27 protein-coding genes and 2 pseudogenes are annotated in these 23,658 nt (G+C 63.9%); 18 read left to right on the forward strand and 11 right to left on the reverse strand.

Features of this window, described 5'->3' with window-relative positions; all coding sequences use genetic code 11:
- Positions 1-75 precede the first annotated feature (75 nt).
- The 3 genes from XI09_RS03655 to XI09_RS03665 form a co-directional block, all read right to left on the reverse strand.
- Entirely contained in the window at positions 76-1,068 is a 993-nt protein-coding gene (locus XI09_RS03655; RefSeq protein ID WP_271565699.1) for a dienelactone hydrolase family protein, read from the reverse strand.
- Positions 1,069-1,333: 265 nt separating this feature from the next.
- Positions 1,334-1,930, reverse strand: a complete 597-nt coding sequence (locus XI09_RS03660) for a hypothetical protein (RefSeq protein WP_271565700.1) — start codon at positions 1,928-1,930, stop codon at positions 1,334-1,336.
- 254 nt (positions 1,931-2,184) lie between these two features.
- The gene (locus XI09_RS03665) at positions 2,185-2,589 is read right to left on the reverse strand and encodes a DUF4260 domain-containing protein (RefSeq protein WP_271565701.1); all 405 of its coding nucleotides are present in this window, start codon (positions 2,587-2,589) and stop codon (positions 2,185-2,187) included.
- A 143-nt stretch (positions 2,590-2,732) separates the two neighbouring features.
- Here XI09_RS03665 and XI09_RS03670 point away from each other — a divergent pair, with 143 nt between their 5' ends.
- Both XI09_RS03670 and XI09_RS03675 read left to right on the forward strand, forming a co-directional pair.
- Positions 2,733-4,265 carry an acyl-CoA carboxylase subunit beta gene (locus tag XI09_RS03670; protein WP_271565702.1) on the forward strand — a complete coding sequence of 511 codons (1,533 nt, stop codon included), beginning with the start codon at positions 2,733-2,735 and terminating at the stop codon, positions 4,263-4,265.
- Between the two features lie 121 nt (positions 4,266-4,386).
- A complete protein-coding gene (locus XI09_RS03675) occupies positions 4,387-4,734 on the forward strand; it encodes a hypothetical protein (RefSeq protein ID WP_135178109.1) in 348 nt (115 codons plus the stop codon).
- Positions 4,735-4,762: 28 nt separating this feature from the next.
- On the opposite strand, the gene XI09_RS03680 is transcribed toward XI09_RS03675, so the two are convergent.
- Both XI09_RS03680 and XI09_RS03685 read right to left on the reverse strand, forming a co-directional pair.
- Positions 4,763-4,915, reverse strand: coding sequence for a hypothetical protein (locus tag XI09_RS03680; protein WP_271565703.1), 153 nt, complete (start codon positions 4,913-4,915; stop codon positions 4,763-4,765).
- 93 nt (positions 4,916-5,008) lie between these two features.
- Positions 5,009-5,173 (reverse strand): annotated as a pseudogene (locus XI09_RS03685) (glutathione S-transferase family protein); the annotation flags it as partial.
- Positions 5,174-5,311: 138 nt separating this feature from the next.
- Here XI09_RS03685 and XI09_RS03690 point away from each other — a divergent pair.
- The 5 genes from XI09_RS03690 (at position 5,312) to XI09_RS03710 (ending at position 7,603) form a co-directional block, all read left to right on the forward strand.
- Entirely contained in the window at positions 5,312-5,797 is a 486-nt protein-coding gene (locus XI09_RS03690; RefSeq protein WP_011088110.1) for an adenosine-specific kinase, read from the forward strand.
- 119 nt (positions 5,798-5,916) lie between these two features.
- Positions 5,917-6,093, forward strand: coding sequence for a hypothetical protein (locus XI09_RS03695; RefSeq protein ID WP_271565704.1), 177 nt, complete (start codon positions 5,917-5,919; stop codon positions 6,091-6,093).
- A gap of 34 nt (positions 6,094-6,127) precedes the next feature.
- Positions 6,128-6,454, forward strand: coding sequence for a GcrA family cell cycle regulator (locus XI09_RS03700; RefSeq protein ID WP_038967071.1), 327 nt, complete (start codon positions 6,128-6,130; stop codon positions 6,452-6,454).
- 94 nt (positions 6,455-6,548) lie between these two features.
- Entirely contained in the window at positions 6,549-6,764 is a 216-nt protein-coding gene (locus XI09_RS03705) for a dodecin family protein (RefSeq protein ID WP_135178112.1), read from the forward strand.
- Between the two features lie 107 nt (positions 6,765-6,871).
- Positions 6,872-7,603 (forward strand): protein-L-isoaspartate(D-aspartate) O-methyltransferase, encoded by a 732-nt coding sequence (locus tag XI09_RS03710; protein ID WP_271565705.1) that lies wholly within the window; start codon positions 6,872-6,874, stop codon positions 7,601-7,603.
- 134 nt (positions 7,604-7,737) lie between these two features.
- On the opposite strand, the gene XI09_RS03715 is transcribed toward XI09_RS03710, so the two are convergent.
- Positions 7,738-8,385, reverse strand: coding sequence for a glutathione S-transferase family protein (locus XI09_RS03715; RefSeq protein WP_271565706.1), 648 nt, complete (start codon positions 8,383-8,385; stop codon positions 7,738-7,740).
- A 127-nt stretch (positions 8,386-8,512) separates the two neighbouring features.
- Here XI09_RS03715 and XI09_RS03720 point away from each other — a divergent pair.
- Together XI09_RS03720 and XI09_RS03725 are read left to right on the forward strand one after the other, a co-directional pair.
- A pseudogene (locus tag XI09_RS03720) lies at positions 8,513-8,840 on the forward strand (hypothetical protein).
- A gap of 144 nt (positions 8,841-8,984) precedes the next feature.
- Positions 8,985-9,263 carry a twin-arginine translocation signal domain-containing protein gene (locus XI09_RS03725; protein WP_271565707.1) on the forward strand — a complete coding sequence of 93 codons (279 nt, stop codon included), beginning with the start codon at positions 8,985-8,987 and terminating at the stop codon, positions 9,261-9,263.
- Positions 9,264-9,416: 153 nt separating this feature from the next.
- Here XI09_RS03725 and XI09_RS03730 read toward each other — a convergent pair whose 3' ends face one another.
- The 3 genes from XI09_RS03730 to XI09_RS03740 all read right to left on the reverse strand — a co-directional run bounded on the left by XI09_RS03730 (position 9,417) and on the right by XI09_RS03740 (position 11,680).
- Entirely contained in the window at positions 9,417-9,659 is a 243-nt protein-coding gene (locus tag XI09_RS03730; protein ID WP_271565708.1) for a GCG_CRPN prefix-to-repeats domain-containing protein, read from the reverse strand.
- Between the two features lie 197 nt (positions 9,660-9,856).
- Positions 9,857-10,864 carry an alpha/beta fold hydrolase gene (locus XI09_RS03735; protein ID WP_271565709.1) on the reverse strand — a complete coding sequence of 336 codons (1,008 nt, stop codon included), beginning with the start codon at positions 10,862-10,864 and terminating at the stop codon, positions 9,857-9,859.
- Between the two features lie 117 nt (positions 10,865-10,981).
- Complete coding sequence (locus tag XI09_RS03740) at positions 10,982-11,680, reverse strand: winged helix-turn-helix domain-containing protein (protein WP_271565710.1); 699 nt, start codon at positions 11,678-11,680, stop codon at positions 10,982-10,984.
- Positions 11,681-11,875: 195 nt separating this feature from the next.
- Between XI09_RS03740 and XI09_RS03745 the strand changes: the two genes are divergently transcribed.
- From XI09_RS03745 to XI09_RS03755, 3 genes are all read left to right on the forward strand, one after another.
- A complete protein-coding gene (locus tag XI09_RS03745) occupies positions 11,876-12,184 on the forward strand; it encodes an NIPSNAP family protein (protein ID WP_271565711.1) in 309 nt (102 codons plus the stop codon).
- Between the two features lie 28 nt (positions 12,185-12,212).
- Positions 12,213-12,563 carry an antibiotic biosynthesis monooxygenase family protein gene (locus XI09_RS03750; protein ID WP_092192740.1) on the forward strand — a complete coding sequence of 117 codons (351 nt, stop codon included), beginning with the start codon at positions 12,213-12,215 and terminating at the stop codon, positions 12,561-12,563.
- A 72-nt stretch (positions 12,564-12,635) separates the two neighbouring features.
- Positions 12,636-13,445, forward strand: coding sequence for an isocitrate lyase/PEP mutase family protein (locus XI09_RS03755; RefSeq protein ID WP_271565712.1), 810 nt, complete (start codon positions 12,636-12,638; stop codon positions 13,443-13,445).
- 144 nt (positions 13,446-13,589) lie between these two features.
- Here the strand turns inward: XI09_RS03755 and XI09_RS03760 are convergent, their stop codons facing one another.
- Positions 13,590-13,985, reverse strand: a complete 396-nt coding sequence (locus XI09_RS03760; protein WP_271565713.1) for a hypothetical protein — start codon at positions 13,983-13,985, stop codon at positions 13,590-13,592.
- A 181-nt stretch (positions 13,986-14,166) separates the two neighbouring features.
- Here XI09_RS03760 and XI09_RS03765 point away from each other — a divergent pair, with 181 nt between their 5' ends.
- Positions 14,167-14,808, forward strand: a complete 642-nt coding sequence (locus tag XI09_RS03765) for a trimeric intracellular cation channel family protein (protein WP_271565714.1) — start codon at positions 14,167-14,169, stop codon at positions 14,806-14,808.
- A 174-nt stretch (positions 14,809-14,982) separates the two neighbouring features.
- Here XI09_RS03765 and XI09_RS03770 read toward each other — a convergent pair whose 3' ends face one another.
- Positions 14,983-16,206: a c-type cytochrome gene (locus XI09_RS03770; RefSeq protein ID WP_271565715.1), complete on the reverse strand. Its 1,224-nt coding sequence runs from the start codon at positions 16,204-16,206 to the stop codon at positions 14,983-14,985.
- Positions 16,207-16,499: 293 nt separating this feature from the next.
- On the opposite strand from XI09_RS03770, the gene XI09_RS03775 reads away from it, so the two are divergent.
- The 5 genes from XI09_RS03775 to XI09_RS03795 all read left to right on the forward strand — a co-directional run bounded on the left by XI09_RS03775 (position 16,500) and on the right by XI09_RS03795 (position 23,563).
- Positions 16,500-19,991 (forward strand): indolepyruvate ferredoxin oxidoreductase family protein, encoded by a 3,492-nt coding sequence (locus XI09_RS03775; protein WP_271565716.1) that lies wholly within the window; start codon positions 16,500-16,502, stop codon positions 19,989-19,991.
- 114 nt (positions 19,992-20,105) lie between these two features.
- Entirely contained in the window at positions 20,106-20,627 is a 522-nt protein-coding gene (locus XI09_RS03780) for a hypothetical protein (RefSeq protein WP_271565717.1), read from the forward strand.
- Positions 20,628-20,674: 47 nt separating this feature from the next.
- Positions 20,675-21,145, forward strand: a complete 471-nt coding sequence (locus tag XI09_RS03785; RefSeq protein WP_271565718.1) for an immunity 26/phosphotriesterase HocA family protein — start codon at positions 20,675-20,677, stop codon at positions 21,143-21,145.
- Positions 21,146-22,016: 871 nt separating this feature from the next.
- Complete coding sequence (locus XI09_RS03790; RefSeq protein ID WP_060912572.1) at positions 22,017-23,174, forward strand: thiolase domain-containing protein; 1,158 nt, start codon at positions 22,017-22,019, stop codon at positions 23,172-23,174.
- Positions 23,174-23,563 carry a Zn-ribbon domain-containing OB-fold protein gene (locus tag XI09_RS03795; RefSeq protein ID WP_027549245.1) on the forward strand — a complete coding sequence of 130 codons (390 nt, stop codon included), beginning with the start codon at positions 23,174-23,176 and terminating at the stop codon, positions 23,561-23,563. Before XI09_RS03790 ends, XI09_RS03795 begins: the two co-directional genes overlap by 1 nt.
- The last annotated feature ends 95 nt before the right edge of the window (positions 23,564-23,658 follow it).

A 23,658-nucleotide genomic window follows, 5' to 3' on the forward strand; every position in this document is an offset into this window, starting at 1 on the left:
CTCACGTGCTCGTCATGGAGAGGAACCCGCAAAGCGGGCGTCTCGAACCATGAAGGCTGAGCAGTGTCTCAGCGCCTATCCCAGCTTGAACAGCACCTGCAAGAATTCCTCCACGGCCTTGCGCGACTCCGCGGCGGTTGCGGGATTGCCGCCGACATGGGGATTGAGCTCGACGCAGGCGTCCTTGTAGGTGAAGGGCGCCTGCGTGCCGGCGTTCATCAGCACGCCGCCGTCGCCTTCCCTGATCTGGCAATTGCGCACGGTCTGGGCGTTGGCGGAGACAGTCACGGTGGCGGCGCCGAGCAGGCCGCTGTCGAAGCCGTGCGCGCTATCGGGGTATTCGGTCAGCACCACATCGCGTCCAGCGGTCTTGAGCCGCTCGACGAAGGCCTTGCAGCTCTTCACCGGGTTGTAGTCGTCAGGCGTGCCGTGGAAGATGCGGATCGGGCGCGCCGCGACCTCGGTATCGCCGAGGTAGGTCGTCGCACAGTCCGGATAGAACGGGATGTAGGCGGCGAACTGGATGCCGGACTTGTTCCAGAGCTTGTTGAAGCGGTCGAGGCTCGCATAGAGCGTCGCCTGTCCGCCGCGCGAAAAGCCCATCAGCACGATGCGGTCGGGATCGACGCGGGGATGCTTCGCCAAAATCTCGAGCGAACGGTAGATGTCGACGATCAGATTGAGCCGGCCGAGCAGCGCCTGGTTCGGTCCGACCACCGTCAGTCCGCGGCCGGTAAAGCCGTCGATCACGAAGGTGGAGATGCCCATGGCGTTGAACGCGTGCACCCAGGCTTCCGTGGTGGCGCCGACGCCGCTGGAGCCGTGCATCAGCACGACGACGGGAAGTTTTCCGCTGCCCTGCGCGACGCGGAATTCGCCGGCGACCGTCACCGGCTTGCCGGCGGCCGCATCGCCGCTGAGGAATTGCTGGTCGGAGAGGGTGAGCGAGGGGATCGGGAAGATCTCGACCCGGGTGGCGGCGTCCTTGGGAAGGGATTGCGCGTTGGCGAGCGCGGTTGCGACACAAAGCGCGATGAGCGCGGCAGCGACGAGGAATGCCCTCGGCATCGGATTCTCCCTGATGTATTATGCAGTAGAACAACGGGCCCCCGCGCTGTCAATTTGATGCGCGCCGGCCTATGCGCAGGGCAATCACATATGACGTCAGCGCTCGGGGCGCGGAAGCTTCCACAGCGTCATGGCCGGGCTTGTCCCGGCCATCCACGACCTTCGTTAGCTGCTCCTAAGAACGTGGATGCCCGGGCCTTCGCCTCGCCGAAGGGGCTTCGGCCCCGCAGGCGGGACAAGCCCGGGCATGACGACCCCGAGTGCCTCAGGCCTTGTCGGCCGCCTTCTTGGTCGTCAGCGCCTGGTCGATGGCAAAGCCGCCGATCTCGCTCATGGCCTGCGAGATCACGTCGCCGCGCCTGGCAAAGCCGCTGGAGAGATAATCGAACTGCGTCCGCGCCAGCCGCAGCACCTCGATCGGCACGGAGACCACGGTCTCGTTGAAGCTGTCGACGGAGGCGCGCAGCGTATCGAGCTCGGTGGTGAGCTTGCCGATGTGGCTTTCCGCATCCTGCATCAGGCCGAGCAGCTTGCCGCGCTCGGCATGGAATGCCGCACGCTCGGCCGCCGCAGCCGCCGTCACCTCGGTGAGCTGCGCCCGCAGCGCCTCGATCTGGGCGACCATGGCGTCGGAGGCAAGCTCGGCGGCCTCGCGCAGCTCGACATGGCGTGTGTTCTCTTCGTGCTGCTGATGATAGAGCCGCTCGGCTGACATCGCCCGCTGCGTCAGCGACTCGATCAGGCTTGCGGCACGCAGCAGCATCTCGCCGTTCCGTCCCGACACCATGCTGGCCATGCGCCGCAGGAAATCGACGGTTTCGGACGATGAGTTCGGCGGCAGGGGGACGACCGTCGCGGACATGAGGTGATGCTTGCAGTCAGACGTGAGGACCGCCGCCGTACCGACTGGGCTCACGCAACATTCGGCGCCTGATCGTAAGCCTGGAGCAAGCCTGAATCGGCGCGCCGGGTCAACCGGCTGGCGCGGCAAATACGGTCTCGTAGCCCGAACGAGCGGAGCGAAATCCGGGACAGCGCAGCGTGGGGGACGACCCCGGATTACGCTCCGCTCCATCCGGGCTACGCAGTCAGCCGAAGCGGCCGCCAAATTTAAGATCAGGCGTCCTTCTGCCGGCCAATCCGCCCGAGATGGGTAAAGCCGAACCCGGCCGAATATTTCAGGCCATAGCCCAGCGCCCGGTCGATGCCGATATGGGCCAGCCAGATCAAGGCGATGGACAAGGTGAGCGGCGAGGCGAGGCCGAAGCCCAGCGTCAGCAGCGCCACCGGCGCCATGTAGCTGTGGGCGGCGTTGTAGACCAGCGCGCCGAATTTGGCGTCGGAGAGGTATGCCAGGAAGCTCAGATCGGGGACGAAGAAGAGCACGGCAAAGACGAGCCAGGAGCCGTCCCAGGCCCAGTAGAGCATCACCATGCCTGCAAACAGGGTCAGGCCCTCCAGGCGCAGCAGGATGTTGACACCGCCCGTCACAGCGCCGGTCTCGGCCGTTCCTTGGTCCATCGTCGTCTCCTAGGCAAAACTTTGTAATTCCTTGCGCTTTCCCGCTGCGGCAAGGCAGCCCTGCGAGCCCGAAAGCGGCTTCCCGGCCTGCAAAATGCCGTGTTAGAACCCCCGGCAATCGCATTTAGAACTGGCGGGAGCAAATGAAACATATCCTGGACGCCCTTGAAGATCGTCGTGCCGGCGCAAAGCTCGGCGGCGGGGAGAAGCGCATCGAAGCGCAGCACGCCCGCGGCAAGCTGACCGCGCGCGAGCGCATCGAGCTCTTGCTCGACAAGGGATCGTTCGAGGAGTTCGACATGTTCGTCGAGCACCGCTCCACCGAGTTCGGCATGGAGAAGACCAAGGTGCCCGGCGACGGCGTCGTCACCGGCTGGGGCACCGTCAACGGCCGCAAGACGTTCGTCTTCGCCAAGGACTTCACCGTGTTCGGCGGCTCGCTGTCCGAGACCCACGCGCTGAAGATCACCAAGTTGCAGGACATGGCGATGAAGGCGAGGGCGCCCATCATCGGCCTTTATGACGCGGGCGGCGCCCGCATCCAGGAGGGCGTCGCGGCGCTCGCCGGTTATTCCTACGTGTTCCGCCGCAATGTGCTCGCCTCCGGCGTGATCCCGCAGATCTCCGTCATCATGGGCCCCTGCGCCGGTGGCGACGTCTATTCGCCTGCCATGACCGACTTCATCTTCATGGTGAAGAACACCAGCTACATGTTCGTCACCGGCCCCGACGTGGTGAAGACGGTGACCAACGAGGTCGTCACCGCGGAAGAGCTCGGCGGCGCCTCGGTGCACGCCACGCGCTCCTCGATCGCGGACGGCGCCTTCGAGAACGACGTCGAGACGCTGCTCCAGATGCGGCGCCTGATCGACTTCCTGCCGTCCAACAACACCGACGGTGTGCCGGAATGGCCGAGCTTCGACGACATCGGCCGCGTCGACATGTCCCTGGACACGCTGATCCCCGACAATCCGAATAAGCCCTACGACATGAAGGAATTGATCCTGAAGGTCGTGGACGAGGGCGACTTCTTCGAGATCGCGGAGTCCTTTGCGAAGAACATCGTCACCGGCTTCGGCCGCATCGCCGGCCGCACCGTCGGCTTCGTCGCCAACCAGCCGATGGTGCTGGCGGGCGTGCTCGACAGCGACGCCTCGCGCAAGGCCGCGCGCTTCGTCCGCTTCTGCGATGCCTTCAACATCCCGATCGTCACCTTCGTCGACGTGCCGGGCTTCCTTCCCGGTACCGCGCAGGAATATGGCGGCCTGATCAAGCACGGTGCCAAGCTCCTGTTCGCCTATTCGCAGTGCACCGTGCCGCTGGTCACCATCATCACCCGCAAGGCCTATGGCGGCGCCTTCGACGTCATGGCCTCCAAGGAGATCGGCGCCGACATGAACTACGCCTGGCCGACCGCCCAGATCGCGGTGATGGGCGCCAAGGGCGCGGTCGAGATCATCTTCCGCAGCGACATCGGCGACCCCGACAAGATCGCCGCGCGAACGAAGGAATACGAAGACCGCTTCCTGTCCCCCTTCATCGCCGCCGAGCGCGGCTACATCGACGACGTCATCATGCCGCACTCGACCCGCAAGCGGATCGCGCGGGCGTTGGCGATGCTGAAGGACAAGAAGGTGGAAGCGCCGGCGAAGAAGCACGACAATTTGCCGTTGTGAGGAATGAGTAGCCCGGATGAGCGAAGCGACATCCGGGTTTCCACGCAAGAGTCCCGCATGTCGCTTCGCTCATGCGGGCTACTGGCTACGCTTCTGATTTGGCATCCTCGATCAAAATCCGATGACCGAAGACGATCAGACCGACGAGATTTCACAGATCGAAGATCGGATCGAGCGGCTCGCCGAGATCGCCGAGCGCTGCCGGAAGTACATTCTGGCGTCCAAGATCGCGATCGGCGGCGGAGGCGCGCTGCTGTTGTTCGCGATCCTCGGCCTGTTCGGGACAGGGCAGACCGCCGCGCTCGGATCGATTGCTCTGGTGCTGGGCGGGATCGTGTCGCTCGGCTCGAATGTCAGCACGTTGCGGCAGACGGAGAGCGCGATCGGTGATGCGGAGGCGCTTCGATCTCAGCTGATCGGCAGGATCGACCTTCGCGTGGTTGCCGATGCGCCGATGAAGCTGGTGTGACGCGCCCCTTGGTGGGCGCTCGCTCGCATCACGCCGCAGCCCTGCGCGTCAGGATCTGCAACTCCTCGCGGCATTCGGCTGCGAACGCCTGAAGCCGCTCCACGGTGTGCTGGTCGAGGATGGCCTTTGCCAGCCTCTCTGCGCGGGCAAGCTGCTCTTTCAGAAATTCGATGCGGGCCATGTGTCACCTTCCGCCGGAATTGTTTGTCCCAAATTGCTTCGTTCCGATGGCGGTGAGCCTATGGCGAGCACCGGATTAATTATGTGAGGCTCGTCACACTCCGGCGCGCGCCTTATCCGCCGCAGCGAAATGCGCCATCTGGTCGGCGCGGGCCTTTGCAAAGGCCAGGCGTGCCGTCGCGCGCGCGACGTAGGCGCGGCAGGCCGGATGGTCCCTCAACCCGTCGAAGTGATCGACGAGGCGCAGCACGTCCGACATCGTTCACTGCCCCAGCTTCGCCCGTCCCTTGCTTCGCTGCCAGTGGCTTTCGGCGCGAAATCGGCTGTCTCTGGCCGCTTGCAATTGCCTTCTGGTGGCCTACCATGAACGGCGTTGGGACCTTGAAGGAGCGCAGCCATGGAACTCACCGTGGTGCCGATCGTCAAGCCGGACGCAACCAACTTCATCTTCGGCCAGTCGCATTTCATCAAGACTGTGGAAGACCTCCATGAGGCGCTGGTGGGCGCAGTTCCGGGCATCCGCTTCGGGCTGGCCTTCTGCGAGGCCTCCGGCAAGCGGCTGGTGCGCTGGTCGGGGAACGACGAAGCCGCGATCGCGCTTGCACGCGACAACGCAATGGCCATCGGCGCCGGCCATACATTCCTGATCTTCCTGGGCGACGGATTCTTTCCAGTCAACGTGCTGGCTGCGGTGCGCGCGGCGCCGGAGGTCTGCCGCATCTACTGCGCGACGGCCAACCCCACACAAGTGATCGTCGCGCAAACGGAGCAGGGCTGCGGCGTGCTCGGGGTGGTGGATGGCGCCTCACCGCTGGGTGTCGAAACCGACGAGGACATTGCGTGGCGGAAAGACCTGCTGCGAAAGATCGGCTACAAGCTGTAGCGGCTGGATGCAGCCGAAGCGACGGGCCTGCATCGACAAGACCGTCGAACCCACAACCGCAAGATGCCCGGCACATTAATCACCGGCGCTCTCAAGCTCCAGACCCGAGGAGCAACACCATGAAGCAAAACATCCCCGAAGAATTTCCCACCGGCTTGATGGATTGGAGTCACTTTGTGATCAAGGGCAGCAAGATGCCGCCCCGGGATCCTGATGACGATGAAGAGGACGAGGAGGGAGAAGAGGAGGGGGACGACGACGAACCGGCGGTCGTACGCGAGCCGGACGAAGACTAGAAAAGTGGATGGCAGTTGGCGTACAATATCTCCCATGAGTTGGGATGCGAAAGACGTAGCGCTGCTCAAAAAACTCTGGGTCCAAGGACAGAGTGCCGCGCAGATCGCGCGCCGTCTCGGGTGTAGCCGTAACGCTGTCTGCGGCAGGCTAACTCGCTTGGGCCTGACGCGTGGCCACAAGCCGCCAACAGCAAAACCCAAGATAAGGTCGGTCCGGAAGCGAGAGCCGGCGTTGTTGGTTGCCTGTGCCCAGCCGGCAGCAAAGAAGGTGTCGCGGAAGACAACAAACAAGCAGCCCAAGGAATTCAGCAAGCACCAGCTTTACGCCATGCTAGCTGAAGCGGTCAGGAATACGGGCTAACGGGCTACCGCGACGTTGTTGCGGCGCGGGCGTGCTAGGCTCGACTGTGGCAGGGAGCACCTGCTTCCTGCTTCATACCGAACGGGAGGACGACATGCCTGAGAGCGTCTACAAGGTCATAGAACTGATCGGCACCAGCAACGATTCCTGGGAAAAGGCCGCCGCCAACGCGGTCGAGCAGGCTGCAAAATCTCTTCGTGACCTTCGTGTCGCAGAGGTCGTCAAGCTCGATATTCAGCTGGACGCCAAAGGAAAAGTAGAGGCCTATCGCGCTAAACTCAACGTGTCGTTCAAGTTCGAGGGCACCTGAGCTTAAGCAAACCTCGCCTTGCTTGCGGGGCGAGGTCGGATCTTACGCGCAGGGTTAGCGCTCAAACGGTCGACGTGAATTGTGTTCCTCTTGGAGAGCGCACGATCATGAAGGTCTTGCCACTGCTCGCGGTCGCCATGGGTGTCGTCGCCTGGGAAGCGACCGCACAGGACGCACAATGCGTCCGCGAACGCGCCGCCATGGTCGAGGCCATCCGGGCCTACGCCCGGTCCGCTGCCGGTGTTTCGGGACAGCAAGGCCTGTCGGAGAGGGTCCTTGAGGCCATGGCGCAAACGAAACGCCACCTGTTCATCCCTGAGCAATCTTGCTCTATCGCATACGTCGATAGACCGATACCAATCGGCCTCGGCCAGACCATATCGCAGCCGTACATTGTGGCCTTGATGACCCAGTTGGCCGAGGTCGCGCCCGATCACGTTGTGCTCGAAGTCGGTACCGGTTCGGGCTACCAGGCCGCCATCCTTGCGCAGCTCGCGCGAAAGGTCTGCAGCATCGAGATCATCCCGCAATTGGCCGAGACCGCCGCGAAAAGACTAAGAGACCTCGCGTATGACAACGTGAGCGTCAGGCTTGGCGACGGCTACGACGGCTGGCCCGAATGCGGTCCTTTTGACGCCATCGTCGTGACTGCCGCGCTCGGGCAGCCACCGTCGCCGCTGATTGAGCAGCTCAAAGTGGGGGGCCGTCTCGTTATGCCGGTGGGACCCGGTTACACCACTCAACAGCTCACAGTCGTCGAAAAAATCGCCCCCGGCAAGACGACGACGCGCGGCGTCGCTCTCGTGCGTTTTGTCCCCTTTACGCGTTCGCAAAACTAGAAGCGAGGGTGGAACAGGTTGAGCGCGTAGGGTGGGTGAACCTTGCGACTGCGCGAAGCGCAGTTCGCTGGGCGTAACCCACCAATTTTGTTGAGGCGGACATTGGCGGATTGCGCTTCGCTAATCCGTCTGCGTTAGCGTGCCCCATCCGCCGCAGCGAAATGCGCCATCTGGTCGGCGCGGGCCTTGGCAAAGGCCGGGCGTGCCGTCGCGCGCGCGACGTAGGCGCGGCAGGCCGGATGGTCCCTCAACCCGTCGAAGTGATCGACGAGGCGCAGCACGTCCGACATCAGGATGTCGGCGACGGAGAAGGATCCGGCCAGCCACTCGCGGCCGGCCAGCACCGGCTCCATGTGCTTGAGGCGGAGCTTGAGGAAGTCGTCGACGAACTTCACGGCAGGTGAACCGTCGTCACTGCCGGTGAATTTGAACAATGCCCAGGGCAGGCTCGCCATCTCCACCGAATTGAGCGCGGCGAACACCCACTTGATCGCTTCGGTGCGACCGCGCGGGTCGGTGGGCATTAGCGCCGCGCTGCGCTCGCCCAGATGGAGCAGGATCGCGCCGCTCTCGAAGATCGAGATGTCGCCATCGGTGAGCCACGGCACCTGGCCGAAAGGCTGGTGCGCAAGATGCGCAGCGCCGCGATCGCCGAACGGCACGCTCGCGACGCGGTACGGCAAGGCCGCCTCTTCGAGCGCCCAGCGCACGCGAAGATCGCGCACGAAGCCGCGCGGCATCTCGGGAACCCAGTCGAAGGTGGTGAGGGTGAGGTCGCCCATGGGTCATCTCCGTGTTGTCCGGGCATAGGACGGATGAAGGGCGTGCGTTCCGACACCCGTGCCAACTCTTTTTGTCGTCGGCGACATGAGCGGCTAGTCTCATGCCAAATAACAGGGAGGAAACCCGATGCCATCCGCCTTCTTCGTCGTCCGCGCCGCCGTCACCGACGCGAGCAAGCGCGCCGCCTTCGACACATGATACAAGACCGAACGTGCCCGACGCGGTGAAGGCATTCGGCGTGAGCAAAGCCTGGCGGTTCTGGAGCCTCGACGATCCCTCGCTGCACCAGGCGATGTATCAGTTCGACGACGAGGCCAAGCTCGCGGCAATGTTCAGGGGTGACGCACTGAAAAAGCTCGTCGCCGATTTCAACCGCGACTGGCCCGAGGTGACGCGCACGCGCGAAACGCTAGTGCTGGCGCAGGAGTTTGCGAAGCAGGGCGCCGGCGCGTAGCCCGGATTGCGCTTCGCTCCATCCGGACCACGAGTTCCGGCTGTCACCTTTGCGACGAATCTGAACGCGCGATTCAGCCGCAGTTCATATCGCGGGCCCGACACTTGCTCGGCATCATCAACGCTTGCCCGAGAGGGAGATGTCATGGAACGCCGCAATTTTCTGAAACTCGCATTCGGTGCCGCGGCGGGAGCCGCTGCGTTCACCGCTGCCGCACAGGCCGCGCCGCTGGCGCCGCAGCCGCTCGGTGATTCCCGCATGCCGCAGGGCAACCCGGACGCTCATCCCGCCGTCACCACCAGCGATGAAGCCGCACAGCTCAAGCCCGAACAGGTGCACTGGCACGGTCGTGGCCATCACTGGGGTTGGCGCCGCAGGCACTGGGGCTGGCGCCGCCGGCGCTGGCATCGCCGCTACTGGTAAGCGCTCGGCAATCGAAATCCGGACGGGGATCGCGGTTCGCGGTCCCCGTTTTGATTCGGCGCTCCTGCAAGCCAATGTGCTGGAGGGTGCCCAAAAGAAAAAGGCCGCGCAGGCTTTCGCCGCGCGGCCATTTCGCAATGCGAAAATACGGGATCAGAACGGACGGCAGCGGCCGGCGTACCAGCGCAGGCCATAGGGGCACGCGCGCGGACGCAGCACGACGACCGGCGCGGGGCGGGGCGCCACGACCACGACCGGCGGACGCCCGCCCATCGGACGGCAGTTGCCATAGCGGCCACGATACCAGCCGGGACCACAACCCTCCGCGGCGCTGGCCGCCTCGCTGAAACCAACGACCGCGCTGGCAAGCATCACGGCGGCGAAGAGATATTTCATTTGATCTTCCTTCTCGTTCTTGGGGGGAGATTCTTGGGACAGCGGGCTTGCGGCGCACAATGAATCAAGAGACACGATTCGACACGTTAAATTTGGGGAGACACGTGTCGACACGTCGCGATCCAAATCTGCCAATCATGATCTGAATGCGGCATGAATACTGCCCGCATCCTGCTCCAGGCGACACGCCGGCGTCGCTAGCGGCCGAGAAAGCCCAGCACCAGCTCCCGGTACTTCTCCGGCGCTTCCAGGAAGACGAGATGGCCGGTGTCGGGGATCACCTCGGCCCGCGCATTCGGCATCTTCGCGGCGAACGCCTTCGCGAGCTCGGCGTTCTGCCCCATCTTCGCGCGCAGCGCCTCCGGTGCGTTCGGACGGCCCGGTGCGTTGTGGTCGTCGGCGCCCATGATGAACAGCGTCGGCTCGGAAACAAGCGCGACCTCGTGCGCGACCGGCTCGCGATAGATCATCTGGCCGGAGCTGACGAAGGCGCGCAGCCAGCGCGGATAGTCGGGGCTGCCCTTGATGTTGAAGCGGGCGTCGATGAAGGGCGTGATCTGATCCGGCGGCAGCTTGATCGCGTAATTGGTCTGGAGCTGCTTGCGATAGCCCTCGGCCGTGAGCTTGTCTTCGCTCTCGATGATCTTCTCGGTCGGCGTGGGCGGCACGTAGAGGCGATAGTCTTCCAGCCCGATCGGCGCGGTCAGCACGAGATGGGCTATTCTGTCGGGATAGGCGCGGGCGATGCGCACGCCCAGCATGCCGCCGAGCGAATGGGCGACGATCTCGGCCTTGTCGATCTTGAGATGGTCGAGCAGCGCGATGGTGTTGCGCGCCAGCGTGTCGAAATGCAATTCACCTGTCGGCTTGGAGGATTTGCCGAAGCCGATCTGGTCGGGCACCACGACGCGGAAACCGGCTTCGCTCAGCATCTTGATCACTGGCGCCCAGTAGCTCGACGGGAAATTGCGCCCGTGCAGCAGCACCACGGTGCGGCCGTTCGGCTGCTGAGGCGCGACGTCCATATAGGCCATGGCGAGCTGCTCGCCGTCGTTGACAACAGGCAGCAGGTGCACGGGATAGGGATAGGCAAAGCCCTCGAGCGCGATGCCATAGGGCTCGCGCGGAGTGGTGTCGGCGGCGCGAGATGCGAGAGGAGCGGCGAGAAGGGCGGCGGCGAGTGTAGCTGAGAAGATGCGGTTCATGGAGGTCTCCGTCATGCCCGGGCTGATCCGGGCATCCACGTGCGAGCCGCATTAAAGGCGTGGATGGCCGGGTCAAGCCCGGCCATGACGAGTGTCGTCGTTCACACGCAGTTGTGTTTAGTCCTTCCCATTTCCGAACAGCGCCGCAAACTGCTTCTCGCCCGTGCGGGTGAAATTCACCACGCGGCTGCCGGGCGTGGCGTCGCGCGCGGCCCATTTCAGCTCGGTGAAGCGCTGCATCATGGTGGCGCCCAGCGTGCCGGCGAGATGGTGGCGCCGCTCGCTCCAGTCGAGGCAGGCCTTGCAGACCGGGCGGCGCGGATGGGTGAGCATGTCCGGCGAGATCTGCAAATGCTTGGCGAGGAAGCGCTCGCCCTCGGCGGTCAGCTCGATGTCCTGCTTCTTCTGCCTGACCAGCTGCCGCTCGCGCATGGTGTCGAGCATCTGCACGCCGAGATCGCCGGCGAGATGATCGTAGCAGATGCGCGCGCGCCGCAGCGCCGGATCCTTCGGCCCGGTGCGCACGCGCATGTGGCCGGTGCGTGCGGCGAGCCCCGCAAGGCCTTCGAGCACGCCGGCAACATCGTCGTCGGTGAGGCGGTAGTAGCGGTGGCGGCCCTGCTTCTCCGGTTCGACGAGCCCGCCGGCCTCGAGCTTCGAAAGGTGCGAGCTCGCCGTCTGCGGCGTGATGCCGGCCTCCTGCGCGAGCTCGCTCGCGGTCAGCGCGCGTCCGTTCATCAGCGCCGTGAGCATGTTGGCGCGGGCGGGGTCGCCGACGAGCGAAGCGACCATGGCGATGTCGGGTCCTGATTTCATGCTTCGATGGTAGCCGAAGCATTGTGGTCGGGCAAGCGCGTAGGCTCTCACCAAGTCGTCATTGCGAGGAGCCCGTGACAAAATTGCGAAGCAATTTTGCACTGGCGACGAAGCAATCCAGGCTGTCTCCGCGGAGAGATTCCTGGATCGCTTCGCTGCGCTCGCAATGACGATGTGGAAACACAGGAGCTTCACATGTCCGTCACCGTCTTCATCCGCTACCAGCTCGATCCGTTCAAGCGCGCACAATTTGAGGAATATTCAAAACGCTGGCTCACCATCATCCCGAAATGCGGCGGCGACCTGATCGGCTATTTCATGCCGCACGAGGGCACCAACAACATCGCCTTCGCGCTGATCACCTTCGAGAGCCTGGCCGCCTATGAGGCCTATCGCGCCCGGCTGCGCCAGGATACGGATGGCATGGCGAACTTCCATTTCGCGGAGGAACACAAGTTCATCCTCGCGGAAGAGCGCACCTTCCTGCGCAAGGTGGTATTGTAGGCCACGACACCGTCAGCAGGAGACGCCCATGATCGCCGTGATCTTCGAGGTCTGGCCCAAGCCCGAGCATCGCCAGACATATTTCGACCTTGCCGCCGATCTGAAGCCGATCCTGCAAACCATCGACGGCTTCATCTCGGTCGAGCGCTTCGAGAGCCTGACCGAGAAGGGCAAGATCCTGTCGGTGTCGTTCTGGCGGGATGAGGCAGCCGTGCAGGCCTGGCGCAACACGATGGAGCACCGCCGCACCCAGGCCAGGGGCAGGGCACAGATCTTTGCCGACTATCGCCTGCGCATTGCCAGCGTCGTCAGGGACTACGGCATGAATGATCGCGACGAGGCGCCGAAAGACAGCCGCGCAGTGCACGACGCGCACTAGCGCACTCCGGGCGCGCACTGGCGCTGCCCCGAATGCGTGCCTATGTCTGCGCGGCCAACAAGGGAGAGAAACATGCACGTGACGACCGCGGACAAGCGCGCGACCTTCAGGAAGATGCACGAGAGCGGCTGCTTCATTTTGCCCAATCCGGTCGATGTCGGCAGCGCCAAGGCGTTGCAGCATCTTGGTTTCAAGGCGATTGCGTCATCGAGCGCGGGCTTTGCATGGACCATCGGCAAGGCCGACAACCACGTCACCGTCGAGGACGTCTGTCAGCATCTGGCAGCATTGAGCTCGGCGGTCGACATTCCCGTGAATGCGGATTTCGAGGGCGGCTTTGCGGTCGAGCCCGACAAGGTCGCCGACAATGTCGAGCGCGGTGTGCGCACCGGCGTCGCCGGGCTGTCGATCGAGGATTCCACCGGTGACAAGGACAAGCCGCTCTACGATCGCGCGCTCGCGGTCGAGCGCATCAAGGCCTCGCGCAAGGCGATCGGCGACAGCGGCACGCTGCTGGTCGGCCGCTGCGAGGCGTACCTCTGGGGCGTGACCGATCTCAAGCTCGTCATCGACCGGCTCACCGCCTACGCGGATGCCGGCGCCGACTGCCTCTACGCGCCGGGCCTGAAGAGCCGCGAGGACATCGCCGCGGTGGTGAAGGCGGTGCATCCAAAGCCGTTCAACCTCTTGATCGGCGGCTCCGGCCTGTCGTTGCAGGAGGCCGAAGATCTCGGCGTGCGCCGGATCAGCGTCGGCGGCTCGCTCGCCCGCGCCGCCTGGGGCGGCTTCATGCGCGCGGCGAAGGAGATGGCGGAGAAGGGGACGTTCGCCGAGCTCGGCAGCGGCTATCCCGGCGGCGAGCTCAACAAGATGTTCGGCTAGAGCATGATCCGGAAGAGCGTGCAGCGGTTTTCCCTCGCGACAAACGCGGAACGCGTTTGCGCGGAGATCATGCGCCAACATTAGGGCCAAACGAAAAGCGGCGGGATGTTGTGTCCCGCCGCTTTCATGCGTCGCTGCGAACTCTTACTTCGCGCCGTCAGACGGAGCGGCCGGATCCGGCGCGGCCGGCTTGCTCGGCGCAGCACCCGTGGTTACGCCCGGCGCGGCGTTGTTGCGCGGCGTCACGTCGCGCATGCCGGGAGGCGCCGCTGGATTGGTCGGCGGAGCCTGCTGGGCGGTCTTCGTCGCAGGCTCATTGCTCGCCTGGTTGCCCGTGGTCGTGTTGTTCAAGCCATAGAACACGGCGCCCAGCACCAGGGCGACAGCCACGGCAAACAGTGCGACCTTGCCGCTGGAGGCGGGGCCTTCGCCCAGCTCGGGGTCGGCCTGAAGGTCGGCATCCCGTCGCGCCGCACGGAGATACTCTTCATCGGCGAGATTCGGGCGATACGGATCGTTGGGAAAACGGTCGTCAGCCATCGATTGGGTCTCCTCGATTATTGCGGCTGGACAACCCGTGGATGCGAGATTCTGTTCCGCCCCCTGATGCTTTCGTCGCATGTTGCGCCGGGAATCGGGAACCTGTTGTTCCAGGATGAACCCTTGTTCATCCTGGAACCGCGGACGTAAGTTCCACGGCGGGAATCAGGGGAACAAAGCGATGTGGAGTTTGCCGCCGAGCGATAGCGTGCTGCATCTTCTGGCGCTGGTCGCCTTGACGGCGCAGGGCATGACCGCGGCGCTTGCTGCGGGGCGGCGCAGCATGGACTATGTCGGCGTCTGCATGCTCGGCAGCATCACCGCGCTCGGAGGTGGCACGCTGCGCGACCTGTTCCTCGGTCACTATCCGCTGGCCTGGGTCGCGAACCCGATCTATCTCGTGCTTCCCGGCGCTGCAGCGCTGCTGACCATCCTGGTCGCGCGCCTCGTGCACCGGCTTCAGTTCGCCTTCATCGTGCTCGATGCCATCGGCCTCGTCGTCTTCACCATGACCGGTTGCGACATCGCCTGGCAGATGGATGTCTCGCTACCGATCGTCATTGTCTCGGGCATGGTGACGGGCTGCGCCGGCGGCGTGTTGCGCGACGTGCTCTGCAACGACGTGCCGCTGCTGTTTCGCTCCGAGCTCTACGCCAGCGTCTCGGTCGTGACCGGCCTGTTCTATGCGACCGCCTTCGGCCTCAGCATCAACGCCGAACTCTGGACGATCTTGACCTTCATCCTCGGCATCAGCTTTCGCCTGCTCGCGGTGCGCTACAAATGGGAGATGCCGAAGTTCGTGTTCACGGGGGATGAGCGTTAGCGCTCTTTCTTCGTCTCTCCAGATTTCCATGGCGTCATGGCCGGGCTTGACCCGGCCATCCACGTCTTGCTCACGGCACGAAGAACGTGGATGCCCGGGACATAGGCGAGCGGGAGCGACGCCGTCCTTCGGACGGCTAAGCCCGGGCATGACGACCTCTTATGGAGTTGCGGACTAGTCCTGCTTCCGCGCCTTCGCCACCTGCCCCGGCGTCACCAGCGGGGCCGAATTGCCCCAGGAGTTGCGGATGTAGTTGGTCACCGCCGCGATCTCCTGGTCGGACAATTGCTTGGCATAGGCCGGCATCTCGCCGGTGTTGGGCGCGCGGGGCGTCGTCACGGTGTGGGCGCCGTCGAGGGTGATGCGCAAGGTCGAGGACGGATTGACCGATTGCAGCAGCGCGTTGGCGGGCAGCGGCGGATAGATGCGCGGGCTACCGGTGCCGTCGGCTTCGTGGCAGGCGATGCAGAATTTTGCGTAGACCGCCTGGCCGGCTTTCATCGTGGCCTCGTCGGGCGGCGTCACGATCGTCTCGCGCCGCGCCGGCGGCAGGCTCTTCAGGTAGACCGCGATCGCGCGGACATCGGCGTCGCTCATCTTCGAGGTCGAGTTGACGACCACCTCCGCCATCAACCCGTCGGCATGGCTTTTGGCATTGCGGCCGCTCTGCAGATATTCGGCGATGTCCTCCATGCTCCACGACTTCAGCCCGGCGCGGGGCGCACCATCGAGCCTTGGGGCGTACCAGCCGCCGACCTCGTTGCCGGACAATGCCTGCGCCTGCTTGTCGGCGCCAAAATAGTTCTTCGGCGTATGGCAGGCGCCGCAATGGCCGAGCCCGGTGACCAGATAGCCGCCGCGATTCCAGGCCGCGCTCTGGCTCTGGTCCGGCTCGAACAGGCCGGGCTTGAAATACATGGTGTTCCAGATCCGCATCAGGCCGCGATAACCGAACGGCCAGCGCAGCTCCGGCGGCTTGTTGCGGCTCACGACGGGCGCCAGCGTGCCGAGATAGGCGCGGATGGCCAGCGTGTCGTCCTTCGTCATCTTCGTGAAGTAGGGATAGGGGAAGGCCGGATAGTAGTTCGAGCCGTCAGGCGCGACGCCATAGCGGAGGGCGCGGGTGAAATCGGCATCCGCCCAGCCGCCGATCCCGGTGTCCCGGTCGGGCGTCAGGTTCGGCGCATAGATCGCGCCGAAGGGCGTATCGATGCGCTTTCCGCCCGCGAACGGCTTTGCCGGATCGGCGGTGTGGCAGCCCGCGCAGTCACCGGCCTCGACCAGCGTCTTGCCGTAGGCGATCAGCTCCGGCGGCGGCTCGGCGGCACGGACCGTGCTCGCAACCGCACTGCACAACGCCAAACCCACAACAGCCAGGCCAGCCAGAATCGTCCGCATCGAAAGCCTCTCCTGCGACCATTCGACGTCGCCTGCGTGAAAGGGGCGTCAATTCATTTCGCGACGGCGGGGGTATCGTGACACAAATTGAAAATGCCTGACGCCTTTGCAGCCACGAAATTGCGATTTTTACCCGGCGCTCCCTTTGGTCCAGATTTGTGATGCGGAGCGTTAAATATCCGACATAGAGTGGTGGAGATGGTCGGTGCGCCCTAGCTAAAAACAACGGGCAGGCAACGGCTTAAGCGACGTTAAGTGACAAAGACCTGAACAGGGCGTGGAAAGAGGACAGCATGGGCATCAACCAGGGTCCGATCAGTCTCGATCAAAAATACACCCAGGACACCGGACACGTCTTCACCACCGGCATCCAGGCCCTGGTTCGCCTGCCCATGGCCCAGATCCGGCGCGACCGCGCCAATGGCCTCAATACCGCGGGCTTCATCTCCGGCTACCGCGGCTCGCCGCTTGGCGGCTATGACCAGCAGCTCTTTGCGGCGCGAAAGCATCTCGAGCAGTACAACATCAAGTTCCAGCCCGGTGTGAACGAGGACCTGGCCGCGACCGCCGTCTGGGGTTCGCAGCAGCTCAACCTCTCGCCCGGCGCCAAGTATGACGGTGTGGTCGGCATCTGGTACGGCAAGGGCCCCGGCGTCGATCGCTGCGGCGACGTGTTCCGCCATGGCAATGCCGCGGGCTCGGCCAAGAACGGCGGTGTGCTGTGCCTGGCCGGCGACGACCACGGCGCAAAGTCCTCGACCGTCCCGCATCAGTCCGACCACGCCTTCATATCGGCGCTGATGCCGTATCTCTACCCGTCCAGCATCCACGAGATGATCGAGATGGGCCTGCTCGGCATCGCGATGTCGCGCTACTCGGGCTGCTGGGTCGGCATGAAGGTGATCACGGAGACGGTGGAGACCACCGCCGAGATCGACCTCACCGACGAGATGAAGCCCTTCATCATCCCGCCTGATTTCGAGCTGCCGCCCGGCGGCCTCAATCTGCGCTGGCCCGACGACCGCTTCGAGCAGGACCGCCGCCTCCAGGACTACAAGGGCTTTGCCGCGATCGCCTTTGCGCGCGCCAACAAGGTCAACCGCGTCACCATGGATTCGCCGAACGCGCGCTTCGGCATCATGGCGTCCGGCAAGAGCTATGAGGACGTGCGGCAAGCGCTGCGCGAGCTCGGGATCACCGAGGAGGTCGCCGCCAAGATCGGTCTCCGTCTCTACAAGATCGGCATGCCCTGGCCGCTGGAGCCGGAAGGCGTGCGCCAGTTCGCGGTCGGCCTCGAAGAGATTTTCATCATCGAAGAGCGGCGCGAGATCGTCGAGAACCAGGTCAAGCAGGAGCTGTTCAACTGGCGCGATGACGTCCGCCCGCGCATCGTCGGCAAGATGGACGAGCACGACAAGCGCTTCCTGACTTTCGCCGCCGAGCTCAGCGTCGCCTCGCTTGCGACCTCGCTCACCGAGCGACTTCTCCGACTTAATCTCAACCCCGAGATCGCGGAGATGCTCCGCGCCAAGGCCGACTGGTTCAACGGCCGTCAGGCCACCCAGATGCAGGCGGTCGCCCCCGTCTCCCGCGTCCCGTATTTCTGCTCCGGCTGCCCCCACAACACCTCGACCAAGGTCCCCGAAGGCAGCCGCGCGCTTGCCGGCATCGGCTGTCACTTCATGGCGCTGTGGATGGACCGCTCGACCGAGACGTTCACCCATATGGGCGGCGAGGGCGTGCCGTGGGTCGGCATCGCGCCCTTCACCAACGAGAACCACATCTTCGCCAACCTCGGCGACGGCACCTATTTCCACTCCGGTCTGCTCGCCATCCGTCAGGCGGTCGCCTCCAAGACCAACATCACCTACAAGATCCTCTACAACGACGCGGTCGCCATGACCGGCGGCCAGCGTCATGACGGCGATCTCTCGCCGCAGCAGATCACCTTCCAGCTCCACGCCGAGGGCATCCGCGAGATCTATCTGGTCTCGGAGGCGCCCGATACTTATCCCGCCGACACCATCGCGCCCGGCGTGAAGAAGTATCACCGCGACGAACTCGACCACGTCATGAAGATGTGCCGCGAGTACAAGGGTACCTCGGCGATCGTCTTCGTGCAGACCTGCGCCGCCGAAAAGCGCCGCCGCCGCAAGCGCGGCCTGATGGAGGATCCGGCGCGCCGTGTCATGATCAACCCGGCCGTCTGCGAAGGCTGCGGCGACTGCTCGGTGCAGTCGAACTGCATCTCGGTCGAGCCGCTGGAGACCGAGTTCGGCCGCAAGCGCGCCATCAACCAGTCGTCCTGCAACAAGGACTATTCCTGCGTGAAGGGGTTCTGCCCGTCCTTCGTCACCGTCGACGGCGGCGCGCCGCGCCACCGTGCGCCGGCCGAGTTTGAAGAGATCGGCGCGCTGCCGGAGCCGGCCTCGCGCCCGACGCTGGACAAGCCCTACAACATCGCCGTCGGCGGTGTCGGCGGCACCGGCGTGCTCACCATCGGCGCGCTGCTCGGCATGGCCGCCCACATCGAGGGCAAGGCCTCGATGATCCTCGACATGTCGGGCCTCGCGCAGAAGGGTGGGGCGGTGCTGAGCCATGTCCGCCTGTCCGATCATCCGGCCGAGGTAACGTGCTCGCGCATCGTCACCGGCACGGCCGATCTCGTCCTCGCCGCCGACGAGGTGGTCGCGGTCGCCAAGGACACGATCTCGCTCTGCGACACCAGCCGCACCCGCGGCATCATCAACAGCCACGTCATTCCCACCGCCGACTTCGTCCTCAACCGCGACTTCAACTTCCAGACCCGCAAGCTGAACGGATTGCTGGAGACGGCGCTGCACAAGGACTCCGTCTTCTTCGACTTCACCAAGCCGGCCGAGCAGCTGCTGGGCGATTCCATCGCCACCAACATGATGATGATGGGCTATGCCTATCAGAAGGGGCTGTTCCCGCTGTCGGCGGAGTCGATCGAGCAGGCGATCGAGGTCAACGGCGTCTCGATCAAGATGAACAAGGAAGCCTTCCGCCTCGGCCGCCTCGCGGTCGCCGATCCCCAGCGTCTTGCGGGCATGTTGAAGGAAACGGGCGAGGTCGTTGCGCCCAAGACGCTGGATGCGATGACGCTCGACGAAATCGTCGAGCACCGCGCCAAGCACCTGACCGCCTATCAGAACGGCCGCCTGGCAAAACGCTACCGCAAGCTGGTCGACCAGGTTCGCGATGCCGCGAGGCAAGGCGGCTATGACGACGCGCTGCCGCGCGCGGTCGCGGTGAACTATGCCAAGCTCCTGGCCTACAAGGACGAATACGAAGTCGCGCGCCTTTTCATCGACGGCGCCTTCGAGCAGCAGCTCCGCGATCAGTTCGAGGGCGATTTCAAGGTCAGCTTCAATCTCGCGCCGCCGATCCTGGCCAGTGGCGTCGATGCCTTGGGCCGCCCCAAGAAGCGCGCCTTCGGGCCGTGGATGCTGAACGTCTTCCGCGTGCTGGCGAAGTTCAAGTTCCTGCGCGGCACGCCATTCGACATCTTCGGCCGCAGCGCCGACCGCAAGCTCGAGCGCGATCTGATCGCCGGCTACGAAAAGGACGTCGCCACCGTGCTCGGCCTGCTGTCGCCGCTCACGATCGACACCGCAGTGGAGTTGCTGTCGCTGCCCGACCGCATCCGCGGCTATGGCCCAGTGAAGGAAAAGGCCGTCACTGAGGCCAAGGCCCGCTACGCCCAACTCGCCGCGGACTTGGCGAGCCCGCCGCCCGCGCCAAGGCAGATCGCGGCGGAGTAGGTGGCTACGCATTCGTAGGGACCGTAATCCTTTGTCTTGCCCGCCGCGGCCGGTAAATTGCGGCGGATGATCAGTTTGTGAATCAAATGTCTTGGGAGCGATGAGGCCGAAGCCGTGACACCGGAACAACGACGTCTTTGTCGCGATCTCATGATCGAACCAAGCGGAAAAAGGCGGGTTTCGAAGGAGGACTTCGTAAGTCGTTTCCCGTCCGCCCTTCAGCAGGACAAGCTGGCGTTCGACTTGCTGGACGATGCTCAAAGGACTCAGAATGCCGAGGAATTGCAATGTGCGTTGATCGTGGGATTCACATTTGGATTTTGTGTTCAACACAAGGATATTCTCGTTGATCTCGCCAATGCCGGCTGGCATCACAGCCATGAGGACATCGTAAGCGCGCTGGAAAATTGGCCGAGCGGCGAAACTGTGGACGCACTTTTTCAGGCAACGCAGAGGGTGCCCAAATATCTTGAGTTCGATGACAATCGTGCCTTGGCCGTGAAGGCAATCTGGGCGATTGGGAAAGTTCCAGGTGCCCTGGCTGAGGCAAGGCTGGTTGAGCTATCGCGGTCTCACGATAGCGTGCTTCGGATGAACGCCATGAAACAGTTGGAACGGCGTCACCGAGAGCCCTGAGCAGTCCCGTAGGGTGGGCAAAGGCGCACAGCGCCATGGATAGTAAAATGAAGCTACCCTACGAAGAAGGCTCAGTATTTGTGCTGCCACTTCGAAACGAAGGATTTGCTCGTGGTGTGGTGGCGCGATCGGCCCGGCGGGGGAGAGTCCTCGTCGGATATTTCTTTGGTCCGCCTCTCGAAGAGGTGGCATCGGCAACACTTGATGAGCTTCATCCTGATCGTGCTGTCGCCAGATTGCGCTTCGGAGATCTCGGTTTGATTGAGGGACGCTGGACGGTCATTGGCAAGGTGCCGCTCTGGCGTCGAGCGGATTGGCCCATCCCCGACTTTGTCAGGCGAGATCCCATATCGAAAAGAGCTTGGTTGGTTCGGTACACCGACAGTGATCCGATAAGTAGCGTGTCGGAGCCCCTTTTGGGTTACGACGACCTACAAGGATTGGACGGCGATGGCTTATTTGGTGCCGGAGCGGCCGAGATCAGAATTTCGAAGCTGCTGGCTCGTTCTGGAGGCTGAGCCGTTCCAGTTGACTCCTGGTCCGACGACACCGTCCCTTGTGTTGCCCGCCGGGCAAAACACCCACGCCATGGGTCAATCCGGGCGCGCAAAAATATTCAGCTTTACCGAAATTCGGAATTATCGTATTTGGCGACCACCTCATCCCAGTCAGAGGGGCGTATCGCGATCGTCACGAAACGCGGGGTGAGCGGCGGTGGACGCGGGCTGCGTCACGCGAGCGATTGTCTCGCGGCACGACGGGCGCGGTCTCGCGTACGGCAAAATCGTGTGGTCCTGACGCCCGGGGTCTGTGCGTCAAGTCTTGCGATCGCTCGCAAGGCGACGGGGGCAATAGTGCATCGCTCCCCGGGGAGAGCACGACATAAGCCGTAAAGCCACTGCGCAGGGAAGGCCGGATGTTTGGCTTCACCTGTATGCCGCTGTGCATCTGTTCTTCGCGCATTCGCGCACAGCGGACCGTGGGTGCCCGGCCGGCACCCGGTCTTCCCTGCGCCCTCTGCTCCCGGAGGGAAGCAAGACGGAAGCATGGCTCGGGCGAACTACGCCGCGAGGAGGCGGGGGTGTGCCTGCTAGCGGGTTTGAGTTGAAACAGCACCGTCAGCGCCACGAACTCCGTCATTGCGAGCGCAGCGAAGCAATCCAGAATCTTTCCGCGGATGGATTCTGGATTGCTTCGTCGCAAGGGCTCCTCGCAATGACGACGCGGCAGGTTGGAGCGCTTCCTATTCGCGGCCCGGATTTTAGATGTGCCCCACTTGCGCCAAGCCGCTGCCCTCTCGGGGGGCGGAATATTTCCGCGCTTGCCAATCAGGCCCCCGCGGTTCAGAAAAACGGAGCCGAGAAGAAACGCGAGCGGAGACCTGAAGTTTTGACCATCAAGGGCAAGGCCTACATTGCCGGGATCTACGAACACCCGACCCGGCATGCGCCGGACAAATCCACCGCCCAGCTCCACGCCGAGGTCGCCAAGGGCGCGATCGAGGATGCCGGGCTCAGCAAGGACGATGTCGACGGCTATTTCTGCGCGGGCGATGCCCCGGGCGGCGCCTGGCCGATGGTCGACTATCTCGGCCTGAACACCAAAAAGCTCCGCCACGTCGATTCCACCGAGACCGGCGGCTGTTCCTACATCATCCATCTCGGCCATGCTGCGGAAGCAATCGCCGCGGGAAAATGCTCGATCGCGCTGATCACGCTGGCCGGCAAGCCGCGCACCGGCGTGATGCCGCCGCGCGCGGCCGGCGCCGAGGCTGATTTCGAGTCCGCTTACGGCGCGACCACGCACAATGCCTATGGCATGTGTGCCATGCGTCATATGCACGACTATGGCACCACGAGTGAGCAGCTCGCCTGGATCAAGGTCGCGGCCTCGCATCACGCGCAGTACAATCCGCATGCGATGCTCAAGGACGTCGTCACGGTCGAGGACGTCCTGAACTCGCCGATGATCTCCGATCCCTTGCATCGCATGGATTGCTGCGTCGTCTCCGACGGCGGCGGCGCGCTGATCGTGACGACGCCGGAGATCGCCAGGAGCCTGAAGAAGCCGCTGGTCAAGCTGATCGGCCATGGCGAGGCGATGAAGGGCCCGCGTGGCGGCAAGGATCTCGACCTCACTTACTCCGCGGGAATCTGGTCCGGGCCGCGCGCGTTCGAGGAAGCCGGCATCACGCCGAAGGACATCAAATACGCCTCGATCTACGACAGCTTCACCATCACCGTGCTGATGCAGCTCGAAGACCTCGGCTTCTGCAAGAAGGGCGAGGGCGGCAAGTTCGTCGCCGACGGCAATCTGATCTCGGGCGTCGGCAAGCTGCCGTTCAACACCGACGGCGGCGGCCTCTGCAGCAACCATCCCGTCAACCGCGGCGGCATGACCAAGATCATCGAGGCCGTCCGGCAGCTGCGCGGCGAGGCGCATCCGAAGGTGCAGGTCAAGAACTGCGATCTCGCCATCGCCCACGGCACCGGCGGCCTTTTGGGTGTTCGCCACGCCGCCTCGACGGCCATTCTGGAGCGCGTGTGATGGTAGATGCAAAGAAGTATCCAGCTCCCGTGACGAACCCCGAAACCGCCGCGTTCTGGGACGCAGCGAAGCAGGGCAAGTTCATGATCAAGCGCTGCACGGCGTGCGGCGAAGCGCACTACTTCCCGCGCTCGATCTGCCCGTTCTGCTACTCCGACAAGACGGTGTGGGAGGAGGCTTCGGGCGAGGGCACGATCTACACCTGGAGCCTGATGCGGAAGTCGCCGACCGGCCCCTACGCCATCGGCTACGTCACGCTGAAGGAAGGCCCGTCGGTGCAGACCAACTTCGTCGATTGCGATCTTGAGAAGCTGAAGATCGGCCAGAAGGTGAAAGTGGTGTTCAAGCCGACCGACGGCGCGCCGCTGCCGTTCTTCACGCCGGTCTAGGGCGGTCCTCATCCTGAGGAGCTTGCGAAGCAAGCGTCTCGAAGGATGGCCACGGCAAAGAAGCGTTTCGGGCATCCTCATGGTTCGAGACGGCG

Source organism: Bradyrhizobium sp. CCBAU 11386 (genome assembly GCF_028128955.1).
Taxonomy (GTDB): Bacteria; Pseudomonadota; Alphaproteobacteria; order Rhizobiales; family Xanthobacteraceae; genus Bradyrhizobium.